Raw genomic sequence first — 23,887 nt, forward strand, 5'->3', positions numbered from 1 at the left:
TTTATGAACATCATGAAATATCTGGCAGTAGCTTTAGGCTTACTGGCGTTAGGGGCATGTGGAGAGCGCTCTCAACCTCGTTTTGTAAAACATCTGGTGTTTCCAAAAGAGGCTACGTTGGAACAGAAAGTCAGCATGGCTGCCCATCTTGTACCTTCTCCTCAACAGCTTGAATGGCAACAGATGGAACTTACGGCATTTTTGCATTTTGGAATTAATACTTTTACGGGTAGAGAGTGGGGGGATGGAACGGAAGAACCTCAATTATTTAATCCGACAGAGTTGGATGCAGAGCAATGGGTACGCGTCTTAAAGGAATCAGGTTTTAAGATGGTGCTTATTACGGCCAAACACCACGATGGATTCTGCCTATGGCCCACAAAGACAACATCACATTCAGTTGCATCTTCGCCATGGAAAGATGGTAAAGGAGATGTGGTAAAGGAACTGAGGGATGCATGTACAAAATATGACATGAAATTTGGCGTGTATCTTTCTCCATGGGATAGAAATGCCAAATGTTATGGAAATTCACCTGAATATAATCGTTTTTTTATAACACAATTGACTGAATTGTTGACAAACTATGGTGAAGTACATGAAGTGTGGTTCGATGGGGCTAATGGTGAGGGACCCAACGGTAAAAAACAGGAATATGATTGGGACGCATTTTATGAAACAATACAGCGATTGCAGCCAAAGGCTGTTATGGCAATTATGGGGGATGATGTAAGATGGGTCGGCAATGAAAAGGGAATAGGAAGGGAAACGGAGTGGAGTGCAACGGTATTGACACCAGGTATTTATGCACGTTCTGCAGAGAATAACAAAGCATTGGGAGTATTTCCAAAAGCAAAAGATTTAGGAAGTAGGGAAATGCTGGTCGATGCTAAGGAACTTTTCTGGTATCCGTCGGAAGTGGATGTATCAATTCGGCCCGGATGGTTTTGGCATGAAGAAGAAAATGAGAAGGTGAAAAGTTTAAAACATCTTACGGATATTTATTTTCAGTCGGTTGGATATAATTCGGTTTTGTTGTTAAATGTACCACCTGATACGCGTGGGCTTATTCATGAGAAGGATGTGGAACGTTTGAAAGAATTTGCAGTTTATCGGGAACGAGTTTTTGGTGATAATAAGGTGATAGACGGACAAATTATGTGGAAGGCAGAAGGTGGAAACAGCCGTACGTATGCTCTTGCAGCACAATCCAGACTGAATGTAGTGATGTTACAGGAAAATATTGCGAATGGGCAGCGAATAGAAAAGTTTAAGGTAGAATTACGGGAGAAATCAGGCTGGAAAGAAGTAGGCGAGGGAACTACCGTGGGATATAAAAGAATGTTGCGTTTTCCGGAGGTTATAGCTGATTCTGTTAGAATACGTTTGGTAAATACACGGTTGGAGGCGGAAATTATGAATGTGGCTGCATATTATGCACCTGTACTTGAAGACGAAGTCTCGACAGTTTCCTGGAATAACTGGCCTCGTACCTCGTGGACAAAATTGAGCGATGTACCTTTAGTCGTGGATTTAGGGAAGGTACTCCAAGTCTGTTCATTTACGTATGTACCGAAGGATGCTTTGGCTAAACCGGACATGGCTTATAAATACAAATTCTTTAATAGCGTTGACGGTAAAAATTGGATGCTGGTTCCTACGAATGGTGAATTCAGTAATATTATGCATAATCCATTGCCACAGACAGTTCAATTCCCTAAATCTGTAAAGGCTCGGTTTATAAAAATAGACGCTGTGTCACCTGAAGATAAGCCGGCAAAAATAGAAATGGAAGAAATAGGTATTATAGTAAAATAAATATATGAAAATAGTAAATCACTTAATATGTTGTTCGGGGCTGTTGGCTGCGGGTATTTCTCCGTTGCAGGCTGCTGGAAAGAATGAAAAGCCCAATATAATTTTCATTTTATGCGATGACATGGGATATGGCGATTTGGGGTGTTATGGTCAGAAATATATAAATACTCCCAATTTGGATCGTATGGCTCAGGAAGGTATGCGGTTTACACAAGCCTATGCTGGCAGTCCTGTTAGCGCCCCTTCACGTGCCACCATTATGACTGGACAGCACTCTGGACATTCTCATGTGCGTGGGAACAAAGAATATTGGAAGGACGTACCTTTGATGGAGTATGGTGTGAATAAAGAATATACTGTGGTGGGGCAGGAGCCATACGATCCGGACCATATTATTCTTCCTGAAATTATGCAGAAGAATGGGTATACTACCGGCATGTTTGGCAAATGGGCTGGAGGATATGAAGGGTCATGTTCTACGCCGGATAAGCGTGGCATAGATGAATATTATGGATTCATTTGCCAGTTTCAGGCGCATTTGTATTATCCAAACTTTTTGAACCGATTTAGTAAGTCGAAAGGTGATACGGCTACCATACGTGTGGTGATGGACGAGAATATTAAATATCCGATGTTTGGGGATGATTATAAGAAACGTTCACAATATTCAGCCGACATGATTCATCAGGAAGCTTTGAAATGGATTGACGCTCAGGATGGAAGTCGGCCTTTCTATGGCTTCTTTACCTATACGTTGCCTCATGCCGAACTGGCGCAGCCCAATGATTCAATTCTGAAGTATTATAAGAAAAAGTTCTTTCAAGATAAGACTTGGGGAGGAGACGAATGGTCAAGGTATAATGCGGTAGTGCATACACATGCTGAATTTGCTGGTATGATTACGCGTCTTGATAAATATGTTGGCGAGGTACTGGCTAAATTAAAAGAGAAGGGGCTGGATGAAAATACTATCGTTATTTTTAGTAGTGACAACGGACCTCACGAGGAGGGAGGAGCTGATCCAGACTTCTTTGGACGTGATGGAAAATTGCGTGGCTTGAAACGTGAATGTTATGAAGGTGGTATCAGAATTCCTTTTATAGTGCGTTGGCCTGGTAAGATACAAGCAGGTTGCGTGAATGATCATCAGCTTGCCTTTTATGATATTATGCCGACTTTCTGCGAATTGGCTGGTGATAAAAATTTCCCTAAAAAGTATATTAACAAGAAACTTGAAGGTGATTGTTTTGATGGAATTTCATTTGCTCCTACTTTGTTGGGAAATAATGAGAAACAGCTGAAACATGATTACCTTTATTGGGAGTTTCATGAAACAGACCAGATTGCTGTGCGTATGGGCGACTGGAAATTAGTTGTAAAAAAGGGAGTTCCTCATCATTATAATTTGGCGGAAGATATTCATGAAGACCATGATATGGCTGCTTTACATCAGGATATTGTGCAACAGATGATGGATATAATTAGGAAAGAACATCGTGAAAATGCGATGTTCCCTATTACATTACCGTATAAGGAATGAATCTATAATAGTAAGGGCTGCGTGGTAATATGAAGCAGCCCTTACTATTATTGTTTGTCAGAAATAGCAGATGAGCTCTGATTGATTTCAAAATTTCTTTGTATCTTTGCAGCCGATTAAAAAAGAACATTTACATGCGATGCCGTGAATAGCGGTCGTGTATTCTAGAACACCACGTAAAAAACAGGAGCGATGAAGAAAGAAAATCTCGTATCAGTGCCTTTTATGGTTTTGGGCATTGTGTTTTGTGTCTGCCTGGTGGCAGCCAATCTGTTAGAAACCAAAGTCGTACAGCTGGGTCCGATTTCTGTAACTGCCGGACTCATTGTTTTCCCGATTTCTTACATTATTAATGACTGTATTGCCGAAGTATGGGGCTTCCGTAAGGCGCGTCTGATTATCTGGATGGGTTTCCTCATGAATTTCATGGTAGTGGCCATGGGACAGTTGGCAGTGGCTCTTCCCGCTGCTCCGTTCTGGGAGGGAGAAGAAAGCTTCAATTTCGTATTCGGCATGGCACCTCGAATTGCGGTAGCCAGTCTGACAGCCTTTCTGGTTGGTTCGTTTATCAATGCGTATGTGATGAGTCGCATGAAAGTGGCTTCACACGGAAAGAATTTCTCTGCCCGCGCCGTATTGTCGACCATAGCCGGAGAGGGAGCCGACTCGCTGATTTTCTTCCCGCTGGCTTTTGGCGGACTGATGCCGGTGAGTGAGCTGGCCAAGATGATGCTGGTGCAGGTGGTACTCAAGACTTTGTATGAAGTGATTGTACTGCCGGTAACTGTTCGTGTAGTGAAGTACATCAAGCGGGTGGATGATACAGATGTATATGACGAGCATATCTCGTATAATGTATTAAGAATCAAGGAAATCTAAGAAATATGGTAAATAATAAGGAGGCCCTCGTCGTATTTAGTGGCGGGCAGGATTCTACGACCTGTCTTTTCTGGGCAAAAAAGCATTTTGAGAAAGTATATGCACTGAGCTTTCTGTACGGACAGAAGCATGAAAAGGAAGTGGAACTGGCGCGTGAAATTGCACGGAAAGCCGGGGTGGAGTTTGAAGTCATGGATGTGTCGTTTATCGGCCACCTGGGGAAAAACTCTCTGACAGATACGTCTATTCACATGGATGAGGAAAAGCCGAAAGATTCATTTCCGAATACCTTCGTTCCGGGAAGAAACTTGTTTTTCCTGAGCATTGCAGCGGTTTATGCGCGTGAGAAAGGTATCCATCACATGGTGACGGGGGTATCGCAGACGGATTTCAGCGGGTATCCCGATTGTCGGGACTCATTTATCAAGTCGCTGAACGTGACACTGAATCTGGCCATGGAAGAACAGTTTGTGATTCATACACCGCTGATGTGGATTGACAAGGCGCAGACTTGGGCGCTGGCCGATGAACTGGGAGTGCTTGACTTGGTTCGAAACGAGACACTGACTTGTTACAATGGAATCCCGGGTGACGGGTGCGGACATTGTCCGGCTTGTAAATTGCGCCGTGAGGGATTGGAAAAATATTTGGCTTCAAAACAAAATAAGTAAGAATGGAAAGAAAAGACGAACTCACTTTGTTGGGGAATAAGAAAACAGTATATAAGCAGGATTATGCGCCTGAGGTGCTGGAATCGTTTGTAAACAAACATCCGGAGAATGATTACTGGGTACGTTTTAACTGTCCGGAGTTTACCAGTCTTTGCCCGATTACGGGGCAGCCGGATTTTGCGGAAATTCGTATCAGCTACCTGCCGGATGTGAAGATGGTGGAAAGCAAGAGCTTGAAGCTGTATTTGTTCAGTTTCCGTAATCACGGCGATTTTCATGAAGACTGTGTGAACATCATTATGAAAGACTTGATTAAACTGATGGATCCGAAATACATTGAGGTGACGGGTATCTTTACTCCACGTGGCGGCATTTCCATTTATCCGTATTGCAATTACGGTCGTCCGGGAACAAAGTACGAGGAACTGGCTGAGTATCGGATGAAGAATCATGATTTGTAAGCCGGAGTTTGCTGAAATATAAAAGAATGCGGGCGGAGAAACAGCATGTGAATGTTTCTCCGCCCGTATTTTTATGGATACTTCGGCATCAGGAAAGTTCCAGGCCGAGGGCTTCCTTGAGTTTCAGCAGACTGGGGTTTTTCTTGCTCATCATCTGAAAACGCTCTACGTGGCTATAGGCACGTACATTTTCGTTGGCTTCGCTTACCCGTGTAGTCATTCTGATTTTGCGGTTATGCAGTTTCTCTTGCAGATGGGCTTCTATCTTCGGGGCCAGTTGCTGCATGTATTTCTGAACCATGTCATTGTCCACCGCTACTTCAAATGTCTGCTGGTCGGCTAGCAGGTGAGGGTGCATGTTCATCATGCGTCCGGCATTGGCAGCCTCCTCTTTAGGTAGCAGACTGGCAAACTCACGCCAGTAATAGCCTAAGTCTTTTTCATTGAACATGTAATCTTCCCATGTCTCTGCCACAGGCTGTTGCACAGGCGCATTGGATGCTGTTCGTGCAGCTGGTTCTGCGGAGGCCGTCTGTGTCTTGCGGATAGACATGCCTAAACTGCCGGCTTTGATGACAGGTGCCTTTCTTTCCGTACTGACTTTGGGCAGTGGACTGCTTTTGGTGTAGGGTACTTCCGATTGCTGCAAGGTGCTTGTATAAGGTTGTGCACTTGCTGCCGCCGGTTGAGGCTGAGGAGTCGGCTGAGAGATCGGAGCTGTAGCTGCCGGAGTCGCTTGTGCGGGTGGGGCTACAGGCTGACTGGCTTGTGCCGTATGGAAGACGGGAGATAACTGTTTCTTAGGGCCATGCCCACTTCCGGCATCTTCCGGTTCGACTGTGAGTTGTGCTACCTGAATAAGGGTGAGCTCTACCAGCAGGCGTTTGTTCTTGCTTTGCCGGTAGTTCAGGTCGCAGTCGTTGCACAGCTTCATGGCTTTGTACAGGAATTGTGGCGTACATTTCTGCGCTTGAGCCTGGTATCTATCCCGGATAGAAGCACCGGCTTCCAGCAGTTGCAGGGTAGACGGGTCGCGGCTTACCAGCAGGTTTCGGAAATGTGAAGTCAGTCCCGTGATAAAATGGTTGCCGTCAAATCCTTTTCGAAGAATATCATTGAACGTGAGCAGGCATTCGGCTACTTTATTTTCCAGGAAGAAATCGGTCAGCTTGAAATAATATTCGTAGTCCAGTACGTTCAGGTTCTCAATCACACTTTGGTAGGTGATGTGCCCGTTGGTGAAGCTCACTACCTGGTCGAAGATGGAGAGGGCGTCACGCATACCCCCGTCGGCTTTCTGTGCAATAACGTTCAGGGCTTCCGGTTCGGCTTCGATGTGCTCCTTGCGGGCTACGTTCTCCAGGTGTTCCACCGTATCGTTGACCGTGATGCGGCTAAAGTCGTAAATCTGGCATCGGCTCAGGATGGTGGGAAGAATTTTATGCTTCTCAGTGGTGGCCAGAATGAAAATGGCATGCTGAGGCGGTTCTTCCAGTGTCTTCAGAAAGGCATTGAATGCGGCGGTAGACAGCATGTGTACCTCATCGATGATATACACCTTGTACTTGCCGATTTGAGGCGGGATGCGTACTTGCTCAATCAAGGAACGGATGTCTTCGACTGAGTTGTTGGAGGCCGCATCCAACTCATGGATATTATAGGAACGCTGTTCGTTGAAAGCCTTGCATGACTCACATTCGTTGCATGCCTCTCCTTCACTGGTCGGGTGAAGACAGTTGATGGTCTTGGCAAAGATACGGGCGCAGGTGGTCTTTCCTACTCCTCGCGGACCGCAGAACAGGTAGGCATGCGCCAGTTTATGATTGGCAATGGCATTTTTCAGGGTCGTGGTCAATGCACGTTGTCCCACTACGGTATCGAAAGTAGAGGGGCGGTATTTGCGTGCCGATACGATATAATTTTCCATGTGTCGATTCTTTTGTTTGATTCCTTGATATTTCTGCAAATGTACATAAAATCTCTTTCTTGTCATGGGCTTGCTAGGAAATAATTTCTATCTTTGCAAGGGTAATAAAGTGTGTATTTTATGGGTAAACTGGCTAATATATGGGCTTTTATCGGAAGGCATAAGTATTGGGTAACCATCGGTGCTTTTCTGTTGATTATCGGAGTGTTGGATGAAAATAGTCTGATACGCCGCATTGCACATAAACGTGAAATTCATCAGTTGAATACGGAAATAGAGCGTTACCGGAAGCAGTATGAAGAGGATAGCAAATTGCTGAAGGAGATTACCTCCAATAAGGAAGCATTAGAGAAGGTGGCTCGTGAAAAATACCTGATGAAGAAAGAAAATGAGGATATTTTTATTTTTGAAGAAGACAAGTGATGGAATCAAAGATGAAGGATAAACTGGCTGTAGTGGGAGCCATTGTGTTGTTTATTGGCTTGATATTGCAGTTCGTAAAACTGGCATGGGCTCCGTATGTGTATCTCGTAGGGGCTTGTTTGTTTGCCTACGTACAGTTGGTTTCTGATTATAAAGGAAAGAATATCATTATCCGTCGTTTGCACCGTCAGCAGCTTTTGGGAGCTATGTTGCTGGTGTTGACAGGGGTAATCATGTTGCTGTGGAAACGGAATGAATGGATTGTGTGCCTTACGGTGGCCGCGGTATTGGAACTTTACACGGCATTCCGTATTCCGCAGGAAGAAGCAAAAGAGAATTAATGTAACAGTTTAAATCAAGGAATCATGAAAGAAAGGTATTGGAAATATTCACTGATTGTGTTTATCCTTGGATTGGGGTATTTGCTGTTCCGCCAGGCACAGCCGTTTCTGAACGGTATTTTGGGAGGATTTACGCTTTATTTGCTGTTGCGGAATGTCACTTTCTGGCTTCAGACCAAGATGAAGCCGGCATTGGCTGTATGGCTGGTGACAATTGGAGTGACACTCTTCATTCTGATACCACTTTCTTTGTTTGGCTGGGCACTGGTTAGTCAGGTTTCAAAGATGCACTTTGATACGGAGGCTATCATTCGTCCGGCATGGCATGTGATTGATTTTATCAAAGACCGTACCGGCTTTGATATTTTGTCGGAGAAAAGTCTGTCGTTCTTTGTATCACAAGCTTCTTCCATCGGGCAGTCGGTGATGAGTGGAGTGAGCGATCTGCTGGTTAACTTGTGCGTAGCTATTATGCTGTTGTTCTTTATGCTTTATGAAGGAAAATCTATGGAACACTATGTCTCCACACTGTTGCCTTTTAAGGCAGAGAATAAGATTGAAGTACTGAAGAAAGTGCAGCTGATGGTGCGTTCCAATGCCATTGGTATTCCTTTGCTGGCCATTATCCAAGGATTTATATCATTAGGAGGCTATTTGATTTGCGATGCCCCCAATCCATTTCTAAGTGCCATGTTGACAGCTTTTGCTTCGGTAATTCCTTTGGTGGGTACTGCTTTGGTATGGGTGCCAATTACCATCTACTTCCTGATTGTAGGGAGCTGGGTGAACGCTCTGATGATGCTGGGATATGGGGCTATCATCGTTTCACAGTGCGATAACCTGATTCGTTTCCTGCTTCAGAAAAAAATGGCGGATGTGCATCCGTTGATTACGATTTTCGGTGTAGTGGCTGGTCTTCCTTTATTTGGTTTTATGGGAGTGGTATTTGGTCCGTTGCTCGTATCGCTGTTCCTTCTGTTTGTGGATATGTTCCGGAAAGAATTCTTGCTGGAAGATAACCAATCGGCTACGCCTGATTGATTCGTTCTTCTAGGAATTTCATAATTTCTTCCGCTTGTGCAGGATGGAACCATGTGATTTCCGGGTCTCTCTTGAACCAAGTCATTTGCTTCCGGGAATAAATGCGTGAGTTTTGCTTGATTTTTTCTATCGCAAAAGGAAGTTTCCATTCTCCATCCAGGTAATTGAATATCTCTTTGTAGCCAACGGTATTGAGTGAATTGAGGTGCTTGTAAGCATATACGCTTTTGGCTTCTTCCAGCAATCCTTCTTTTATCATTTCATCTACCCGTTGGTTTATGCGCTGGTATAGTTCTTCACGGTCGCGTGTGAGTCCGATTTTGATGATTTGAAACGGACGTTCTTTGGTGTTGCGGGTGCGGAATGAAGTGTAGGTTTTTCCCGTCATATAACAGATTTCAAGTGCATGAATTACCCGCTTAGGGTTTTTCAGGTCTACAATACGGTAATACTCCGGATCAAGTACCCGCAGTTCTGCACAAAGTTGCTCCAGACCTTCACTTTCATAACGGCGCAACATCAGTTCGCGTGTTTCTTTATTCACCGTAGGAATATCGTCTATACCTTTACAGACGGCGTCAACGTACATCATGGAACCTCCAGTCATCACTACTACCGGATGAGTTTTGAATAACTCCTCCAACTTCTTTAGTACTTCCGCCTCGAATTGGGCTGCGCTGTAGTAATCGGTCAGTTCAAGGGTACCTACAAAATAGTGAGGTACTCTCTTCAACTGATTGGGAGTAGGTGATGCTGTACCAATTTTCAGGTCTTTATACAGCTGGCGAGAGTCTGAAGAGATGATAGAGGTATGATACTTTTCGGCAATGGAAAGACTCAATTCTGTTTTTCCTACACCGGTAGGACCAATAAGTACGATAAGGACGGGCTTTTTCATTTGTGTGCGAGTATAGTCGGTAGAAAAAAAAGAAAATGTCATTCTGAGTCAGACCCAGGATGACATTTCTTATATTGTTTTACACTGATGTAACTGCGTGTCAACTCTGTTTAATATTTATCTTCATCATAAGGATTTCCGCTTCCTTCGTTGATGTCAAAACCTTCCGGGTCAAAGTCTTCCATGTCGTAGTCTTGATCGCCATAGAAGTTTTCGTCAAGGTCGAGCGCCGCGTTTGTATTCATTTGTTCGTCAAAATCAATGGTCTGTTGAGGAGCTTCTCCGTTTTTACGAGTGCATACTGCCTTGTCCAAATCTTTTCCAGTGATGATTTCTGAAAGTTCGATGAAGAATACACGTTCAGCGAGCGGGTCAAATACATATATCATCTTCTGTTTTTCATCTTCCAGCAATTCGCTTAAAGGAGTTTCTCTCATGATATATGTATCTTCTTCCGAACTGCCGCTTCCCATGTCTTCCAGGGTTATTTCTGTTTCTTTTTCCCAGTCATCGTCACAAATGAAGAAAGAAGTCATCTGGTCATCTTTGTATCCAGTTGATTTCAGAATAGCTTCGTGCAGGTCGTAGAAAGAAGCTTCAGAGTCGATTTGGATTTCTCTCAAAAAATCATCGACTTCGTCAGATATGATTCTAAATTTGTATACCATTTTCTTTTTGTCTTTTGTTGATGGGGTAAATATACAAAATCTTTTTTATCGGATGATACCGCGCTGTGAGTTTTCCACGAATGAAATGATGTATTCAATTTCTTTGCTCATTGGAACTTCTCGCTTGATTTCTTCTATGGCATCTGTCACCATCTTTCCGCTGTTGTAGATAATACGGTAAGCATTATGGATGTTTTCGATTAATTCGTTGGAGAATCCTCTGCGTCGCAAGCCTACAATATTGATACCACAATAAGCAATCGGGTCACGTCCGGCAATGATGAAAGGCGGGATATCCTTACTAAAACGGCATCCTCCCTGAATCATCACATAGCCTCCTACACGGCAGAACTGGTGCATCAGTACGGAAGCACTTACGATGGCATTATCATCGATGATCACTTCTCCTGCCATTTTAGTCTGGTTGCCAATAATACATCCGCTTCCTACAATCGTGTCATGGGCTACGTGTACTCCTTCCATCAGCAGGTTATTATTACCTACCACGGTTTTACCTTTGGCGGCTGTGCCACGATTGATGGTTACGTTTTCACGAATGGTATTATTATCGCCGATTTCTGCTGTGGTTTCTTCTCCGTGAAACTTCAAGTCTTGTGGAATGGCTCCAATTACTGCTCCGGGGAAAATGCGGTTTCCGCTCCCAATGCGAGAACCATATAATATATTTGCATTGGGCATAATGACGTTATTGTCACCAATGACTACATTTTTATCAATGAAGACAAAAGGGCCTATTTCTACGTTTTCCCCGATTTTAGCTTCTGGGTCTATATATGCTAAAGGACTGATCATGTTACTTGTTTTTTACAATTTGTGCCATAAACTCAGCTTCGCAGACAATTTTTTCACCTACGAAAACGTATCCTTTCATAGTCGATATTCCGCGGCGAATAGGCGCCATCAATTCAACTCTGAAAATTAAAGTATCGCCTGGAACCACTTTCTGACGGAACTTTACGTTGTCTATCTTCAAGAAGTAGGTTGAGTATTTTTCTGGTTCGTCTACTGAGTTTAAAACTAGCAAGCCTCCTACTTGAGCCATTGCTTCGATTTGTAACACACCAGGCATTACAGGTTCTTGCGGGAAATGGCCTTGGAAAAATGGTTCATTAGATGTTACGTTCTTAACACCGACAATATAGTTTGCTCCTATAGCTATGACTTTATCTACCAACTGGAATGGATAACGATGAGGCAGTAATTCTCGAATACGATTTACATCCATTAACGGTTCTTCATTACAGTTGTAAATCGGAGCTTGTATCTCATGCATACGGATTTCTTTCCGCAGCTGACGTGCAAATTTATTGTTAATGGTATGTCCCGGACGTGTAGCAATAATACCTCCTTTAATTGGTTTACCAACCAATGCTAAGTCACCTATAATGTCCAATAATTTATGACGTGCAGGTTCGTTAGGCCATACCAATGGAATATGGTTGATATACCCTAAATGGCTGGCATCCATGTGAGGAACTCCCATTACGTCAGCTAGCTTATCAAAGTTCTCCTGTGTCATTTGTTTTTCGTAAATAACAATGGCATTATCCAGGTCACCTCCTTTGATGAGTCCAGCATTCAGCAACGGTTCAATTTCACGAACAAACACAAAAGTACGTGCTGAAGCAATTTCTGTAGGGAAGCACTCCATATTTTCCAACGTAGCATATTGGTTGGTCAATATTTTAGAGTCGTATGAAATCAGTGTATTGACGCTGAACTTGTCATCAGGAAGTACAATGATAGAAGAACCTGTTTCTTCATCACGGAATTCAATCTTTGACTTGATGATGTAATAGTCTTTCGGAGCAGCTTGTTCTTCGATGCCTACGCGCTTGATGCATTCTACGTATGCTTTGGCACTTCCATCCAAAATAGGAAATTCTGGTCCGTCGACTTGAATCAAGCAGTTATCTATACCTGCTGCGTATAATGCAGCTAACGCATGTTCTACGGTACTAACTTTTACCCCGTTTTTTGCTAAAACTGTTCCACGGGTTGTGTCTACCACATTTTCTGCTACAGCATCTAATATGGGCTGGTCGTCCAAATCAATTCGCTGTATCTTATACCCGTAGTGCTCTGGGGCAGGATTGAACGTAACGGTCAGTTTAACTCCCGTATGGAGTCCCTTTCCATTGAGTGAAAAGCTGCCTTTTAAGGTTTGTTGTTTCAACATGGGTTTATTTATTTAGTTGTTTTTTTAATTCTTCAATTTCCTTTTGCAGGCGTCCGAGTTCTACGTACATATCCGGTAATTTTTTATAGATAGCGGCAGAACGAGCGAACTGTTTCGGGTCAATTGCTGGGTAACCCATTAATGTAGTGTTTGATTTTGTATTTCCTGGAATACCAGACTGTGCTCCTACATTGACGTGGTCTCCCACCTTGATGTGTCCGGCAACTCCTACCTGACCTCCGAACATACACCATTCGCCAATTTTGGCAGAACCGGCAATTCCTACTTGTGATGCCATCACAGTGTGTTTCCCAATTTCCACATTGTGGGCAACCTGAATCAAATTATCCAGTTTCACTCCCTGTTTGATAAGTGTATGTCCCATTGTGGCACGGTCAATACAAGTGTTGGCACCAACTTCTACATTGTCTTCCAGCTCCACAATTCCTATTTGTGGAATCTTTTCATAGCCATCTGCTCCCGGAGCAAAACCAAATCCGTCGGCACCGATTACGGCTCCGGCGTGAAGAATACAATTGTTCCCAATTCTGCAATCCTGATAGATGGTTACATGAGGATAAATAATGGTGTTCATGCCTATTTTCACATTGCTTCCGATGGTAGCCTGCGGATGTATACATACATTGTCTCCAATTTCAGCCCCGTCTTCGATGCACGCAAATGGACCGATGTACACATTCTTTCCAATTTTGGCACTTTCTGCAATGGATGCTAACGGACTTACACCTTGTTTCTTGGGGATACTCATTTCATATAACGCCATGAGTTTGGCCAGACTCTCGTATGCATTATCCACTTTGATAAGTGTGGTCTGAAGTTCATGTTCAGGTTCGAAATCTTTATTTACCAGTACAATGGAAGATTTCGTATCGTAGATATAATGAGTGTACTTAGGATTGGATAGAAAGGATAATGCTCCCGGTACACCCTCTTCAATTTTGGCAAAGGTGTGTACTGTGGCATTTTCATCACCAACTATAATTCCCTGGATGTATTCCGCAATTTGCTTAGCTGAGAACTCCATATTAGTTATCTTTAATTCCTTGGTTTTCCTTGGTTGTTCTTCAATATTTAGTTGCCTGAAAAAGCATACTTACTACTTAATTATGCAAATTACGTATTTTTTTTTTACATATCCGTGAAAAAAAGCAATTATTTGCCTGAAACGACCATTAATTTTCATTGGTATCGTATAACAAACGCTTCGGAAGGTTGTTTTTATATGATAAAAAAGAAGTACAAAAATTCCTGTTGAGAATCTTTGTACTCCTTTGTATGTGGAAACTAATTGTTTCTTAAAGAATAGCAGCGAGCTCTTTTTCCATTTGCTGTTGTACCTTTTTAGCTTCTTCCGCAGCTACATTGGCAAAGTTTTCTGTTTTGTCAGCATAAATTATGGCGCGACTTGAATTAACGATTAATCCGCACTCTTTAGTCATACCGTATTTGCAGACTTCTTCCAGTGAACCACCCTGGGCACCGATACCAGGTACCAGCAAGAAGTGGTTTGGAGCGATTTTGCGGATATCTTCAAACATACGTCCCTGGGTAGCACCTACCACATACATCATGTTCTGGTCGTTAGCCCATTCTTGTGACTTGCGTAATACTTTCTCGAACAGGCGTTCGCCTTCTGTATCAGTAGTCAATTGAAAATCGTGTGAGCCTTTGTTGGAAGTTAGTGCCAGTAGGATAACCCATTTACCTTCGTAAGTAAGGAATGGAGTTACGCTGTCTTCTCCCATGTAAGGAGCTACGGTTACAGAATCAATATTCAGTTCTTCAAAGAACGTACGGGCATACATGGCTGAAGTGTTACCGATGTCTCCACGTTTTGCATCAGCAATGATGAACTGGTCTGGATAGTTCTTCTTGATGTATTCAACGGTTTTTTCGAATGCAATCCAACCTTTCACACCCATACTTTCATAAAAAGCCAAGTTGGGTTTATAAGCGATACAGTAGGGAACTGTCGCATCAATGATAGCTTTATTGAATGCGAAAATCGGATCTTCTTCTTTCAGAAGGTGTTCCGGGATTTTCTTTATATCAGTATCAAGTCCTACACACAAAAAAGATTTTTTCTTTTTGATGTTTTCAAATAATTCATGTTTGTTCATGACACGTTTATTTTAATGGTAATAATGTATTCTTTTGTACGCGGGGTGGGATAAAATCGTACATGCGTATTTATAATTCGCTCTCTTTTAATCGTTCTGCATTTTCAGCTACAATCAGGTGGTCGATGCAATCCTGAATGTCACCGTCCATGAAGGCGGCTAGGTTGTAGATGGTATAATTGATGCGGTGATCAGTGATACGTCCTTGTGGATAGTTGTAAGTACGTATCTTAGCTGAACGGTCACCAGTACTTACCATGGTTTTACGTTTGGAAGCAATGTCGTCAATGTACTTTTGGTGTTCCTTGTCATAAATAAATGTACGCAAACGACTGAGAGCACGTTCCTTGTTCTTCGGCTGGTCGCGAGTTTCCGTACATTCTATGAGGATTTCTTCTACGATACCGGTGTTGGGGTTTTTCCAGTTGTAACGTAAGCGTACGCCTGATTCTACCTTGTTGACATTCTGACCTCCGGCACCACCGCTTCGGAATGTATCCCATTTGATTTCACCTTCGTTGATTTCTACATCGAATGGCTCGGCTTCGGGAAGTACGGCTACCGATGCAGCCGAGGTGTGTACACGTCCCTGAGTTTCAGTTGCAGGAACTCGCTGTACGCGGTGTACACCAGATTCATATTTCAGTGTACCGTATACTTTTTCACCTGTTACCGAACAGATAATTTCTTTAAAGCCACCCGCAGCTCCTTCGTTGGCACTGGATACTTCCAGTTTCCATCCTTTTGATTCGCAGTATTTGGAATACATGCGGAACAAATCGCCTGCAAAGATAGCAGCTTCATCACCTCCCGTACCACCACGGATTTCCAGAATGGCATTTCGGTCATCTTGCGGGTCTGCCGGTACTAACAATAATTTTATTTCTTCTTCCAGTTCCGGAATACGAGCTTCACAGGAGGCCGCTTCTTCACGAGCCATTTCTTTCATCTCCGGATCGTTCTCGCTCATCATCATTTTGGCTTCTTCCAAGCCGTTGAGACATTGAAGATACTCCTTGCGGGCAGCCATCAGGTCGCCCAGCTCTTTGTATTCTTTGGTCAGTTTGACGTATCGTTTTTGGTCAGCTATCACGTTTGGGTCTGTAATTAGTGTGGACACTTCTTCAAAGCGTGATACTAAGCCTTCTAATTTTTCTAATAATGTATTGTTTTCTGCCATTCTAGTGGAATGCTTATACAGTTGGGTTATTGAAAAGGTAGTTATTTACCATAATCTACCATAGGCTATCCAAGTAAAGAAAATGAATACTATGAATCCAAGCAAGATAAGAGGTAAATCTCTTTGGGCTTTCCATTGAAAATCTTTAATACCAAAGTATTTTCCAAAAACATATGAAGAGGCGAATCCTGGTATCCCGAAACTTATCGTTTTAAGAATTGGGGAGTCAAATTTTATGCTAAGATAGGTAAGGATACAATATAAAACGAGTAGCCCGATTCCTATAAGACATCCTTTCTTTTCTTGTGGCTTCATAAATATATATAATGGGGCAGGTTGGATAATGAATTCCCTGCGCCCATCTATGTTCGGTCATTAATATTTGAATTCTCCAAATTCAGAACGGATAATCAGTTCCTTGTGGTCACTTTCTTCGATGCGTCCGATAATCTGTGCGTCGATATTGAACGACTTGCTGATTTCAATTACTTGTTCTGCATGTTCCGGTGACAAGTAAACTTCCAGACGGTGTCCCATGTTGAATACCTTGTACATTTCGTCCCATTCGGTGCCGCTTTGTTCTTTAATTGTACGGAACAAAGGAGGAACAGGGAAGAGGTTGTCTTTGATGACACGGCAATTGTCGCTTACGAAGTGCAATACTTTTGTCTGTGCACCACCTGAGCAGTGAACCATACCATGGATTTCCGGACGTAGGGCATCCAGCAATTTCTTAACCACCGGGGCATAAGTACGTGTCGGAGAAAGAACCAGTTTACCAGCATCCAGTGGAGAGCCTTCTACGGCATCCGTCAGTTTCAGTTTACCGCTATAGACCAATTCTTCTGGTACAGCTTTGTCGTAGCTTTCCGGATATTTTTCAGCCAGGTATTTGCTGAATACATCATGACGGGCACTGGTCAGACCGTTGCTTCCCATACCGCCGTTATATTCTTTTTCATAAGTAGCCTGACCATAAGAAGCCAGACCGACGATTACGTCACCCGGGCGGATATTGGCATTGTCGATGACATCGGCACGTTTCATACGGCAAGTTACCGTACTGTCTACAATAATCGTACGAACCAAGTCGCCTACATCGGCAGTTTCTCCACCTGTAGCATATACGCCGACACCCATTTCGCGAAGTTCAGCCAATAACTCATCTGTTCCGTTGATGATGGCAGAAATCACTTCTCCTGGTACAAGCAGCTTGTTACGGCCGATGGTAGAAGATACTAAGATGTTATCTACCGCTCCTACGCACAACAAGTCATCGATGTTCATAATCAATGCATCCTGTGCGATACCCTTCCATACAGATAAGTCACCGGTTTCTTTCCAGTACAAATAAGCCAGTGAAGACTTGGTTCCGGCTCCGTCGGCATGCATGATGTTGCAGTACTCCGGGTCACCTCCTAAAATATCAGGAATGATTTTACAGAATGCTTTTGGGAAAATACCTTTGTCAATGTTCTTGATAGCGTTATGTACATCTTCTTTAGATGCAGATACGCCGCGCTGCATGTATCGTTGATTGCTCATGAGTATAGTAAGTTTGTTTGTTTCAATTGAATGTGCAAATTTAGTGATTATTCCTTTTATTACCATGCGTTTCGGGATAAAATCAGTATACCGTCACTCCGGCAGGGGTAATTGTGCCGTCAGGAGCTAACAGGCTGAATCGGAAAAAGCCTTTTCCCGTTTTCAGAGGAATGTCTTTCTCCGGCTGGATTGTACGGAGAATCTCCATGCCTGTGGCGTCACTCACAATGAGCATATATCCGCTTGGGATAGCTGGAAAACTTCCGTAATAAATCACAGGATTGTCTTTAGTCGGTACGTTTAAAGCCAGTGGGATGCTTTCATATCCAAAACGGTTTACGGCTGTAACCGCCCAATAGACACCTCCCTTTGTAGACAAATCCGGCACAAAAGTGTATTGACAACTGTCCGTACGCGTAATAATCAGGTTTTGAGCTTTCTCTGTATTTACCGGATAAGTTGCGGATGCATAAATCCGGTAATAAACTCCTCCCGGCAAAGATGGGGATGCCTTCCAACTCATTTCGATATTGTTTCCTTTTAATACTAAAGAAGGAGAAGTCGGCTGAGAAGGAAGATTGCCTTTTGTCCATCGCATGGGAGGCACTACTGCCGGGTAGGTGTAAAAATGGCTCGTCAGTTCATCCAGTATTCCTTTGGTATTCTCCAGCATGAATTTGTTACGGAAATACGCCTGTCCATTCAATCCTATTCTTCGGGAGAAGTAAATCTGGCGTATGATTTCATCTACTTTCCAGTTCTGCTCTTTAGGGTGAAGAAAATAGATTCCCAGTCCGGGTACGACCCAACGTTCATTCTTGTTTTCTTTCCAGTCGAGTGCAAAAGGGTAGAAGTGATTTCCCTGGAAATACATCATGGGGAAAAGCGCATCCTGAATACCATCATTCAGCCACTTTTGCGCATCCTGATATACTGTGCTGTATGCGTTCCATCCAAAGGATGAATAACGCCGTGTGTCGTTGAATTTCCCGATGGGGGAACTGCTGACTTTTACCCACGGCTTCAGTTGTTTTACTTCCGCGTAAATTCGTGCGACAATGCGGGTAATGTTATCCCGTCTCCATTGCTTGAGCTCCTGCTTTTTTCCATATTTCCGATAGGTTTCTTTGTCCGGGAACTTTTCGCCCTGCTCCGGATAGCGGATATAATCCAAATGGATGCCGTCAATGTCATAGCGACTTGTGATTTCCTTGGCTATCCGGATCAGGTAATCGGCTGTTCCTGGATTTCCGGGGTCAAGGTACCAGCTCCCATTGAACTGCTTGCAGAGTGCCGGTTGTTTTTTTACTACACAGTTCTTTCCCAACAACGTTACTTGGCGCTTGTTTCCGATAGGAATACACACCAGCCATGCATGAAGTTCCAGTCCTCGTTTGTGACATTCTTCTATTGCAAATTGCAGTGGGTCATATCCGGGGTTCTTGCCGGTATGTCCTGTAAGACTTTCTGCAAAGGTCTCAATTGCAGAAGGGTAGATAACGTCTCCCCGAAGACGGGTTTGAAAAAGTACAGTATTGAAATTAGCTGCCTTTAAGGCATCAAGTTGCCGGATCAGCTCATTTTTCTGTGCTTCAATTCCCTTGGCCGAATTCGCTTTCCGTGTAGGCCAGTCCATTCCTCCAAGAGTGGTCAGCCAGGTGGCGCGTATTTCCTCTTTAGGCTGAGCTTGTAAGGAAAGCAAGCTGCTTATAAATAGAAGACCGATTAATAGTATGCGCATATCTTTTAAATGTTTGTGCAAATATACATATAAATTACGGATATGTAGAGAAAGAAGATAATAAGCCGGAAGAAGAGGTGAAAGAATGAGGGCTTTGGAGTAAATTTTTCTTGGAAATAGTAATGGTTTGTTTCTTTTTATTACTTTTGTGCGATAATAAAAGATAAATTGATAGATATGATAACGTTTACTCTCGCATTGGTATTATTGGTGGTGGGATATTGGGTTTATGGAAAGTACGTCAATTCCTTGTTTGCTCCTGATTCCACACGTAAAACGCCGGCTTTGACAATGGCCGACGGGGTGGATTTTATTCCCCTTCCCACATGGAAAATTTTTATGATTCAGTTTTTGAACATAGCCGGACTCGGACCTATTTTCGGAGCGATAATGGGGGCGCAGTTTGGTACGGCTTCTTATTTGTGGATTGTGTTCGGTACGATTTTCGCCGGAGCCGTACACGATTTTTTGTCCGGAGCTTTATCGTTGCGTAACAATGGAGAAAGCCTTCCGGAAATTATCGGTCGCTATTTAGGAAGCCGGACTAAAAAAGTGGCCTGTGTGTTTACCGTCTTGCTGATGATTCTGGTTGGTGCGGTCTTTGTTTCAGGACCTGCAGAGCTGCTGGCCGGTATGACTCCTTCTGCGCTGGATGTGTATTTCTGGATGGTCGTGATTTTTTTGTATTACATTTTGGCGACTATGCTTCCTATTGATAAAATCATCGGACGCATTTATCCTTTATTTGCCTTTGCCTTGCTGTTTATGGCTGTAGGCATCCTTGTTATGCTGTATGTCAAAAGTCCGGCCTTACCTGAAATGTGGGAGGGATTTGGTACGAAGTACGAGAAGAACCCGATTTTCCCAATGATGTTTATCTCCATTGCATGTGGAGCTATCAGCGGTTTTCATGCTACCCAGTCGCCTTTGATGGCGCGTTGCATTACAAATGAAAAGCACTGCCGTCCGATTTTCTATGGAGCGATGGTAACGGAAGGAATTGTGGCACTTATCTGGGCTGCAGCGGCAACTTATTTCTTTCAGGAGAACGGTATTGTGGATAAAGTGACTGGAGTAGCTTATTCTGGGGCTAAGGTTGCTACGGATATATCAAAAGACTGGTTAGGTGCATTCGGTGGAATTTTGGCCATATTGGGAATTGTGGCGGCTCCTATTACGAGTGGTGATACCGCCTTGCGTTCGGCACGTCTGATTGTGGCAGACTTTTTTCATGTAGAACAGCGCTCTATCGCTAAGCGTCTTTTCATTTGTATCCCCATATTCTTGGTTACTATCTTGTTGTTGGTGTACAGCTTTGGAGATGCGGAAGGATTCAAGATTATCTGGCGATATTTTGCCTGGTGTAATCAGACCTTGTCAGTCTTTACCTTATGGGCCATTACGGTCTGGCTGGTTTGTGCACGAAAAAACTATTGGGTAACCTTGATACCGGCTCTGTTTATGACTTGTGTTTGTGCCACATATATTCTCATTGCTCCCGAAGGGCTGGCCTTGTCGGCCGAAGTGGCTTATCCTGTCGGATTGTGTTGTGCATTGGTGGCTGCGGTCTGGTTTGTATGCTGGTTCCGCCGGATACGTTCCTTATAAAGAATTGTTTGGCTGTTCTATAGATTATGTATAATTTTGCGGGCAGTAAAGATAAAAGTAATTTCCAATGAAAAAAAGATGCTTTTTAATGTGGGTCATGATGGCCGCTTCGGCAGGAGTAATGGCTCAGAAAGAAGGTTTTGGTTATAAATTTTATGGACAGGTGCGGACCGACTTATTCTATAATAGCCGTTCCAACTCAGAAACTGTCGACGGACTTTTTTACATGTATCCTAAGGATGTAGCTCCTGATGCGGACGGCAAGGATTTGAATGCTAAACCAGATGGTAACTTCTATACATTATATACCAGATTGGGAGTGGATGTGACCGGACCTACCTGGGGAAAGGCAAAGACTTCGGCAAAAGTGGAAGTCGATTTCCGTGGTTCGGGTACCACTTATTCTTTGTTCCGTATTCGTCACGTGTATTTCAACCTTGATTGGGGAAAGTCGGCTCTGCTGGTTGGACAAACATGGCATCCTTTGTATGGAGATGTAGCTCCTGAAATTTTGAACTTGAACATGGGAGCACCTTATCAGCCTTTTAGTCGTGCACCGCAGGTTCGTTACCGGTTTACGAACAAAAAATTCAAGCTGACAGCCGCTGCTATATGGCAGTCACAATATTTGTCGGTAGGACCTTCTTCAAACGAGGCTGGAGCCGTTACTACGACTAAAAGCCAGAGCTTTATGAAGAACGGTTGCTTGCCTGAGTTTTATTTAGGCATGGATTATAATCGTCCCGGATTGCTTGCTGGGGCTGGTGTGCATGTGTCTTCCATGTCTCCCCGCACGCAGTCGGTATTAAATAAGCATATTTATAAGGTAAGCGAACGGGTGACAGGAGTTTCAGCTGAGGCACATGTAAAATATGTGCACCGCCGTTTCTTGCTGGCAGCCAAGAGCGTGTTAGGGTCAAACCTGACGCAAACCAGTACAATTGGCGGGTATGGTATTACGTCTACCGACTCTCGCACGGGTGAACAGGAGTATACTCCTTTGCGTGTATCGCATACATGGGTAAATATGATGTATGGAAGTAAGTTCCGTGGAGGAATTTTTGCCGGATATCTCAAAAACTTGGGGGCGTCGAAGAATGTGACCGGAGTATTGGGTACAGGGACAAATATTGATCAGTTGAATACCTTGGGAGCCGAACTGACTTATAACCGTCCGAACTGGAAGTTAGGAGCGGAATATACTTGGACCGGAGCATGGTATGGCGATTATACTGATAAGGCCAGAGTTACTGATACTCATTTGGTAAAAAATAACCGTATTGTTCTTACAGCTTTGTTCCAGTTCTAATCTGGATTAAGTTATAATGGAATAGCGAGAAGATGGCAATGTGGCGCCACTTCTCGCTATTTTATTATTCCGCTTTTTGTTTATATAGTTTGTCTAAATCAATGCTGGGTGTTTCTTTGTGAAGTAAGATAGTAGCGGATACCTCGTTAGCCTGAAAATTTTCCACATTTGATAACCGATTGATAAACTGACGTACCGTATCTACTTTTACATTCTCAACAAATACATTACGGATTGGTAATCGGGCATCTCCTTTTAGTTCATAAATGGCATCAGCCGACTGGCAATGGATATTCTTTACATGTATCCCGTCTATTCGTGTGATACGTGTTTCATAAGTTGGAACCAAGTCTTTCCATTGGTATAATACGTCGGTATCTACTTCAAATGTACGAAGCATATCTCCAGCTTCGATGTCTTCCAAGTAAATATTTTCGATGAATCCCCCGCGACGATGGTTTGTTTTTAAGAAAAACAAGCGATGTACATTCTGTGGGGCTTTACAGCGGGTCATGTAGATGTTGCGTACTCCTCCGGAAATTTCACTTCCGATTCCGAGCAGGGTATGTCCATTGAGGATGTCACAATCCCGGACGACGATATTTTCGCTAGGTGTGTTAAGCCGCCATGCGTCCTGGTTACGGCCGGCTTTGATGACTACTGCATCATCTCCCTGGTCGAACTTACAGTTCTCAATCAGAAAATTCCGGCTCATTTCCAAATCGATTCCGTCATTGTTGTGTCCATGTGCCTGCACATCGAGATGACGTACTATACCGCTGTTACACAAATAGAGGTGGATGGTCCAAAAAGGACTTTGGCGGATGTGAAAATCTTCTAATAATATATTTTTGCAGCGGTTAAAATGAATGAGGTGTGGTCGGAGATGATTTTCTCCTTTTACCATTTGACGCTGTTTTACAGGTACATCTGTTGACCCCATGGAATATAATTGTCTTAATGCGTTTAAATGGGCTTCCGGACGTTTAAACCATGTACGCCAGGTATCCATGACCGGGGCCAGTGTTCCTTTTCCGGAAATACCTACATTTTCGCATTCAAATGCATAGATAAGTGGGGAGTAGTTGTAACATTCCAGTCCTTCCCAGGAAGTCATTACGGCTGGAAGGTAATCATTGGGATTGTCGGAGAACCTGACCACAGCTCCTTCTTCCAGAAAAAGATTGACATGGCTTTTGAGATGAATAGGTCCGGTGAACCATTCTCCAGCAGGAACTACCACTCGTCCGCCTCCGGCACGGTGACATGCTTCAATTGCTTTGGCAAATGCCTGGGTGTTTAGATGATTGTTCCCTTTTCTTGCTCCATATTTTGTAATGGGGAACTCTTTATTGGGGAATGTGCATAAGTATACGGAGTCCATGGGGAAAGGAGCTTCCACATGTACAGGTTGTACGTGCACCTTTTGTGCTGAGGTTGTATACGCCATCAGGCTTGCTACAAAAATAGAAAGTAATGTTCTGCTTCTCATGGTA

The 23,887-nt window shown here is 43.4% G+C and carries 21 protein-coding genes; 10 read left to right on the forward strand and 11 right to left on the reverse strand.

Going from position 1 to position 23,887, the window contains the following annotated elements:
• The first annotated feature begins 3 nt into the window (after nt 1-3).
• From WKT20_RS01410 to queF, 5 genes are all read left to right on the forward strand, one after another.
• Nucleotides 4-1,818: an alpha-L-fucosidase gene (locus tag WKT20_RS01410; protein ID WP_340416701.1), complete on the forward strand. Its 1,815-nt coding sequence runs from the start codon at nt 4-6 to the stop codon at nt 1,816-1,818.
• Between the two features lie 4 nt (nt 1,819-1,822).
• Nucleotides 1,823-3,358 carry an arylsulfatase gene (locus tag WKT20_RS01415; protein WP_340416702.1) on the forward strand — a complete coding sequence of 512 codons (1,536 nt, stop codon included), beginning with the start codon at nt 1,823-1,825 and terminating at the stop codon, nt 3,356-3,358.
• 192 nt (nt 3,359-3,550) lie between these two features.
• Complete coding sequence (locus WKT20_RS01420) at nt 3,551-4,237, forward strand: queuosine precursor transporter (protein WP_007563322.1); 687 nt, start codon at nt 3,551-3,553, stop codon at nt 4,235-4,237.
• A 5-nt stretch (nt 4,238-4,242) separates the two neighbouring features.
• A complete protein-coding gene (gene queC / locus WKT20_RS01425; RefSeq protein WP_007563321.1) occupies nt 4,243-4,908 on the forward strand; it encodes a 7-cyano-7-deazaguanine synthase QueC in 666 nt (221 codons plus the stop codon).
• Nucleotides 4,909-4,910: 2 nt separating this feature from the next.
• The gene (gene queF, locus WKT20_RS01430; protein ID WP_007563319.1) at nt 4,911-5,369 is read left to right on the forward strand and encodes a preQ(1) synthase; all 459 of its coding nucleotides are present in this window, start codon (nt 4,911-4,913) and stop codon (nt 5,367-5,369) included.
• Nucleotides 5,370-5,457: 88 nt separating this feature from the next.
• Here queF and WKT20_RS01435 read toward each other — a convergent pair whose 3' ends face one another.
• Nucleotides 5,458-7,296, reverse strand: a complete 1,839-nt coding sequence (locus WKT20_RS01435) for a DNA polymerase III subunit gamma/tau (RefSeq protein ID WP_340416703.1) — start codon at nt 7,294-7,296, stop codon at nt 5,458-5,460.
• A 120-nt stretch (nt 7,297-7,416) separates the two neighbouring features.
• Here WKT20_RS01435 and WKT20_RS01440 point away from each other — a divergent pair, with 120 nt between their 5' ends.
• The 3 genes from WKT20_RS01440 to WKT20_RS01450 are packed head-to-tail and all read left to right on the forward strand — an operon-like array spanning nt 7,417 to nt 9,101.
• Nucleotides 7,417-7,719, forward strand: a complete 303-nt coding sequence (locus WKT20_RS01440) for an FtsB family cell division protein (protein ID WP_007563314.1) — start codon at nt 7,417-7,419, stop codon at nt 7,717-7,719.
• Entirely contained in the window at nt 7,719-8,060 is a 342-nt protein-coding gene (locus WKT20_RS01445; protein ID WP_340416704.1) for a hypothetical protein, read from the forward strand. The genes WKT20_RS01440 and WKT20_RS01445 overlap by 1 nt, the downstream gene beginning before the upstream one ends.
• A gap of 24 nt (nt 8,061-8,084) precedes the next feature.
• A complete protein-coding gene (locus tag WKT20_RS01450; RefSeq protein WP_118163341.1) occupies nt 8,085-9,101 on the forward strand; it encodes an AI-2E family transporter in 1,017 nt (338 codons plus the stop codon).
• Here the strand turns inward: WKT20_RS01450 and miaA are convergent.
• The 9 genes from miaA to WKT20_RS01495 all read right to left on the reverse strand — a co-directional run bounded on the left by miaA (nt 9,088) and on the right by WKT20_RS01495 (nt 19,474).
• Nucleotides 9,088-9,999: a tRNA (adenosine(37)-N6)-dimethylallyltransferase MiaA gene (gene miaA, locus WKT20_RS01455; RefSeq protein WP_340416706.1), complete on the reverse strand. Its 912-nt coding sequence runs from the start codon at nt 9,997-9,999 to the stop codon at nt 9,088-9,090. The two genes, WKT20_RS01450 and miaA, sit on opposite strands and share 14 nt — an antisense overlap.
• A 110-nt stretch (nt 10,000-10,109) precedes the next feature.
• Nucleotides 10,110-10,667 carry an IS1096 element passenger TnpR family protein gene (locus WKT20_RS01460; protein WP_007563307.1) on the reverse strand — a complete coding sequence of 186 codons (558 nt, stop codon included), beginning with the start codon at nt 10,665-10,667 and terminating at the stop codon, nt 10,110-10,112.
• 45 nt (nt 10,668-10,712) lie between these two features.
• On the reverse strand, nt 10,713-11,480 hold the full coding sequence (lpxA, locus tag WKT20_RS01465; RefSeq protein ID WP_118243397.1) for an acyl-ACP--UDP-N-acetylglucosamine O-acyltransferase: 768 nt from the start codon (nt 11,478-11,480) through the stop codon (nt 10,713-10,715).
• Nucleotide 11,481: 1 nt separating this feature from the next.
• Nucleotides 11,482-12,867 carry a bifunctional UDP-3-O-[3-hydroxymyristoyl] N-acetylglucosamine deacetylase/3-hydroxyacyl-ACP dehydratase gene (locus WKT20_RS01470; RefSeq protein WP_340416707.1) on the reverse strand — a complete coding sequence of 462 codons (1,386 nt, stop codon included), beginning with the start codon at nt 12,865-12,867 and terminating at the stop codon, nt 11,482-11,484.
• A 4-nt stretch (nt 12,868-12,871) separates the two neighbouring features.
• Complete coding sequence (gene lpxD, locus WKT20_RS01475; RefSeq protein ID WP_117672510.1) at nt 12,872-13,912, reverse strand: UDP-3-O-(3-hydroxymyristoyl)glucosamine N-acyltransferase; 1,041 nt, start codon at nt 13,910-13,912, stop codon at nt 12,872-12,874.
• A 271-nt stretch (nt 13,913-14,183) separates the two neighbouring features.
• A complete protein-coding gene (gene pyrF / locus WKT20_RS01480) occupies nt 14,184-15,008 on the reverse strand; it encodes an orotidine-5'-phosphate decarboxylase (protein WP_340416708.1) in 825 nt (274 codons plus the stop codon).
• Between the two features lie 70 nt (nt 15,009-15,078).
• Nucleotides 15,079-16,188: a peptide chain release factor 1 gene (gene prfA / locus WKT20_RS01485; RefSeq protein WP_117700754.1), complete on the reverse strand. Its 1,110-nt coding sequence runs from the start codon at nt 16,186-16,188 to the stop codon at nt 15,079-15,081.
• Between the two features lie 375 nt (nt 16,189-16,563).
• Nucleotides 16,564-17,733, reverse strand: a complete 1,170-nt coding sequence (locus WKT20_RS01490) for an AIR synthase-related protein (protein WP_118163349.1) — start codon at nt 17,731-17,733, stop codon at nt 16,564-16,566.
• Between the two features lie 82 nt (nt 17,734-17,815).
• Nucleotides 17,816-19,474: a glycoside hydrolase family 10 protein gene (locus tag WKT20_RS01495; RefSeq protein ID WP_340416709.1), complete on the reverse strand. Its 1,659-nt coding sequence runs from the start codon at nt 19,472-19,474 to the stop codon at nt 17,816-17,818.
• Between the two features lie 177 nt (nt 19,475-19,651).
• Between WKT20_RS01495 and WKT20_RS01500 the strand changes: the two genes are divergently transcribed.
• Both WKT20_RS01500 and WKT20_RS01505 read left to right on the forward strand, forming a co-directional pair.
• Complete coding sequence (locus tag WKT20_RS01500) at nt 19,652-21,082, forward strand: carbon starvation CstA family protein (protein WP_118163354.1); 1,431 nt, start codon at nt 19,652-19,654, stop codon at nt 21,080-21,082.
• 67 nt (nt 21,083-21,149) lie between these two features.
• Nucleotides 21,150-22,391, forward strand: coding sequence for a hypothetical protein (locus tag WKT20_RS01505; protein ID WP_117700749.1), 1,242 nt, complete (start codon nt 21,150-21,152; stop codon nt 22,389-22,391).
• 64 nt (nt 22,392-22,455) lie between these two features.
• Here WKT20_RS01505 and WKT20_RS01510 read toward each other — a convergent pair whose 3' ends face one another.
• On the reverse strand, nt 22,456-23,883 hold the full coding sequence (locus WKT20_RS01510) for an alpha-d-galacturonidase (protein ID WP_418823693.1): 1,428 nt from the start codon (nt 23,881-23,883) through the stop codon (nt 22,456-22,458).
• Between the last annotated feature and the right edge of the window lie 4 nt (nt 23,884-23,887).

Source organism: Phocaeicola sp. ICN-14070, from assembly GCF_037892625.1.
Lineage (GTDB): Bacteria > Bacteroidota > Bacteroidia > Bacteroidales > Bacteroidaceae > Phocaeicola > Phocaeicola plebeius.

Excerpts from the sequence above, each read along its gene's own strand:
- WKT20_RS01435 (WP_340416703.1), bottom strand. The coding sequence starts at position 7,296 with ATGGAAAATTATATCGTATCGGCACGCAAATACCGCCCCTCTACTTTC.
- WKT20_RS01495 (WP_340416709.1), bottom strand. The coding sequence starts at position 19,474 with ATGCGCATACTATTAATCGGTCTTCTATTTATAAGCAGCTTGCTTTCC.
- WKT20_RS01490 (WP_118163349.1), bottom strand. The coding sequence starts at position 17,733 with ATGAGCAATCAACGATACATGCAGCGCGGCGTATCTGCATCTAAAGAA.
- WKT20_RS01440 (WP_007563314.1), top strand. The coding sequence starts at position 7,417 with ATGGGTAAACTGGCTAATATATGGGCTTTTATCGGAAGGCATAAGTAT.
- WKT20_RS01445 (WP_340416704.1), top strand. The coding sequence starts at position 7,719 with ATGGAATCAAAGATGAAGGATAAACTGGCTGTAGTGGGAGCCATTGTG.
- lpxD (WP_117672510.1), bottom strand. The coding sequence starts at position 13,912 with ATGGAGTTCTCAGCTAAGCAAATTGCGGAATACATCCAGGGAATTATA.
- queF (WP_007563319.1), top strand. The coding sequence starts at position 4,911 with ATGGAAAGAAAAGACGAACTCACTTTGTTGGGGAATAAGAAAACAGTA.
- WKT20_RS01450 (WP_118163341.1), top strand. The coding sequence starts at position 8,085 with ATGAAAGAAAGGTATTGGAAATATTCACTGATTGTGTTTATCCTTGGA.
- WKT20_RS01410 (WP_340416701.1), top strand. The coding sequence starts at position 4 with ATGAACATCATGAAATATCTGGCAGTAGCTTTAGGCTTACTGGCGTTA.
- WKT20_RS01500 (WP_118163354.1), top strand. The coding sequence starts at position 19,652 with ATGATAACGTTTACTCTCGCATTGGTATTATTGGTGGTGGGATATTGG.
- queC (WP_007563321.1), top strand. The coding sequence starts at position 4,243 with ATGGTAAATAATAAGGAGGCCCTCGTCGTATTTAGTGGCGGGCAGGAT.
- WKT20_RS01505 (WP_117700749.1), top strand. The coding sequence starts at position 21,150 with ATGAAAAAAAGATGCTTTTTAATGTGGGTCATGATGGCCGCTTCGGCA.
- WKT20_RS01420 (WP_007563322.1), top strand. The coding sequence starts at position 3,551 with ATGAAGAAAGAAAATCTCGTATCAGTGCCTTTTATGGTTTTGGGCATT.
- prfA (WP_117700754.1), bottom strand. The coding sequence starts at position 16,188 with ATGGCAGAAAACAATACATTATTAGAAAAATTAGAAGGCTTAGTATCA.
- pyrF (WP_340416708.1), bottom strand. The coding sequence starts at position 15,008 with ATGAACAAACATGAATTATTTGAAAACATCAAAAAGAAAAAATCTTTT.
- WKT20_RS01510 (WP_418823693.1), bottom strand. The coding sequence starts at position 23,883 with ATGAGAAGCAGAACATTACTTTCTATTTTTGTAGCAAGCCTGATGGCG.
- WKT20_RS01415 (WP_340416702.1), top strand. The coding sequence starts at position 1,823 with ATGAAAATAGTAAATCACTTAATATGTTGTTCGGGGCTGTTGGCTGCG.
- WKT20_RS01470 (WP_340416707.1), bottom strand. The coding sequence starts at position 12,867 with ATGTTGAAACAACAAACCTTAAAAGGCAGCTTTTCACTCAATGGAAAG.
- WKT20_RS01460 (WP_007563307.1), bottom strand. The coding sequence starts at position 10,667 with ATGGTATACAAATTTAGAATCATATCTGACGAAGTCGATGATTTTTTG.
- lpxA (WP_118243397.1), bottom strand. The coding sequence starts at position 11,480 with ATGATCAGTCCTTTAGCATATATAGACCCAGAAGCTAAAATCGGGGAA.
- miaA (WP_340416706.1), bottom strand. The coding sequence starts at position 9,999 with ATGAAAAAGCCCGTCCTTATCGTACTTATTGGTCCTACCGGTGTAGGA.